Here is a 2248-nt window from a genome sequence, read left to right as displayed (position 1 = left end):
TGCTAATACTTCACCCGGTTAGGTGGGTATAACTCGACGGGGCACCGGACTTTGACGCGCGTTCTTTTCAGCTGCCTCTTCGCTTTTGACCGCCCTACGGCAGGAGCGTTTTCATCAGTCAACTACTTCGGTCCCTGATATTATGCCAGCGATATGTCAGAACAACCCACGCAAATGAAAACGCGGCGGACCGGAGTCCGCCGCGTTCTCTTCATCCGGTTTCGAGGCCGGATCGGGAACTAGAAGCGATAGCCGACGCCGACGCCGAAGATCCAGGGGTTGATGTCCACGTCGGCCTTCAGGGCGGTGCCGCCCAGGTTGGCCTTGACGTCGGTGTTCAGCCACAGCTTCTTGACGTCCAGGTTGAGCGACCATGCGCCGGCGATGGCATAGTCGATACCGGCCTGGAGGGCGTAGCCGATGTTGTCGTCGTAGCTGATCGAGCGCAGGGCGCCCTTCTTCTCGTTGTAGAAGATGGTGTAGTTCAGGCCGGCGCCGACATAGGGGCTGAAGCGCGCGGTCGGGGCGAAGTGGTACTGCACCGTCAGGGTCGGCGGCAGCAGCCATACGCTGCCCATGTCGAGGCCGTTGGAGGCATCGACTTCATGCCTGGTGGTGGCGGCGATCAGCTCGAGAGCGATGTTCGGCGTCAGGAAGTAGGAGACGTCGACTTCCGGAACGTAGGCGTTGCCGAGGCGGGTGTTAAGGGTGGTGTCGACGCCGCTGGCGGTCTTGATGTCGCCACGCTCGGTCGGAACGACGCCGATGCCGCGCAGGCGGATGTTGATGTCACCGGCGGCCTTCGGCTTGAAGGCGATTTCCTCGGCGCTGGCCGGAGCCGGAGTGCCCGCGGCATACAGGGCTGCGGTCAGGGCGGAAACGGCACAGGCGACACGCCAGGAACGAGACATTTGCGACACTCCATTGCTCTTTGATTTTTTCGAAACAGGCTTGTTTCTCTCAGGAGCAGGTGTTTACCACATACGTCATAGGCCTTCCAAGGTTTGGTATTAATACGATTGGATTACAATCAGCCGCAAGAACGTTTATGTTGCAGCAGGTTGAGTATCATTAATCCGCAACCGGGAAACCTGATGCGATCAAAGAGGCATCAGACGGGTATAGTGATGGAATTTTGTGCAACAATATTTGCTGGCAAATAATAATAAATTGGGAAGTCCTGACTGATTGAGGACTTCGTTGTTTGTGTGGGTATGTAATCTTCAATAAAGTTTACTGTACTGTACCGGCCGCTGGTAGATGTGGGCCGTATCGAAACCTATTTGGCTTGAATGCGTTTATGGCTCAGTCAGGCGTTGAGACAGGCGGCTGCGCATCCATGTCGTCCGTCGCGGGCAACACTTCCTCGGACCCGTTGCGATTGCGCCACAGTATGGCGCGGCCCCCGGGGGGATGGCAGCACTATCAGGCACCACCATCAGGCCCCATCATCAGGCCAAGGAGATCGGAAAACCCATGTGTGGCATCTGCGGTGAAATCAGGCTCGATCGAAATCCCGCCAGCAGCCGGGCCGTCGGGGCCATGGCCGAGGTTCTGGCTCCCCGCGGTCCCGACAGTGCCGGCGTCTTCGCCCAGAGCCGCGTGGCGTTCGGACATCGCCGCCTGAAGATCATCGATCTGTCCGATGCCGCCCAGCAGCCCATGGTCGACCCGGACCTTGGCCTGACCATCGTCTTCAACGGCTGCATCTACAACTATCCGGAACTGCGCGCCGAGCTTGAAGGGCAGGGCTACAGGTTCTTCTCCCACGGCGATACCGAGGTCATGCTGAAGGCTTATCATGCCTGGGGGCCGCGTTTCGTCGAGAGGCTCTACGGCATGTTCGCCTTCGCGATCTGGGAGCGGGACAGCGGCAAGGTCGTCCTGGGCCGCGACCGCCTGGGCATCAAGCCGCTCTATCTGGCGGAGACGCCCGGCATGATCCGGTTCGCGTCCACCCTGCCGGCCCTGCTGGCCGGCGGCGGGATCGATACCGACATCGATCCGGAAGCGCTGCACCACTACATGAGCTTCCACGCCGTCGTCCCGGCGCCGATGACGATCCTGAAGGGGGTCCGCAAGCTGCCGCCGGCCACGCTGCTGACCATCGAGGCCGACGGCACCAGGCGCGAGGAGGTCTACTGGACCGTCAGCTTCGGACCGCAGAAGGGCGACGAGAGCCTGTCCGAGTCCGACTGGCAGGATTTGGTGCTGCAAACGTTGCGGAAGGCGGTGGAGCGGCGTCTGG

General features: G+C 60.5%; 2 protein-coding genes. One reads left to right on the top strand and one right to left on the bottom strand.

Annotated features, from left to right (window positions below):
* Positions 1–239 precede the first annotated feature (239 nt).
* Positions 240–911, bottom strand: a complete 672-nt coding sequence (locus AC5JJ6_RS10445) for an OmpW/AlkL family protein (protein WP_496041975.1) — start codon at positions 909–911, stop codon at positions 240–242.
* 565 nt (positions 912–1476) lie between these two features.
* Here AC5JJ6_RS10445 and AC5JJ6_RS10440 point away from each other — a divergent pair.
* The coding region (locus AC5JJ6_RS10440) for an asparagine synthase family amidotransferase (RefSeq protein WP_496041974.1) at positions 1477–2248 on the top strand (772 nt) is incomplete at its 3' end.

It is taken from the genome of Skermanella sp. (assembly GCF_059503625.1).
The sequence above is the reverse complement of the archived record's forward strand: the minus strand, read 5'-3'. Positions and strand labels throughout refer to the sequence as shown.

Excerpts from the sequence above, each read along its gene's own strand:
- AC5JJ6_RS10445 (WP_496041975.1), bottom strand. The coding sequence starts at position 911 with ATGTCTCGTTCCTGGCGTGTCGCCTGTGCCGTTTCCGCCCTGACCGCA.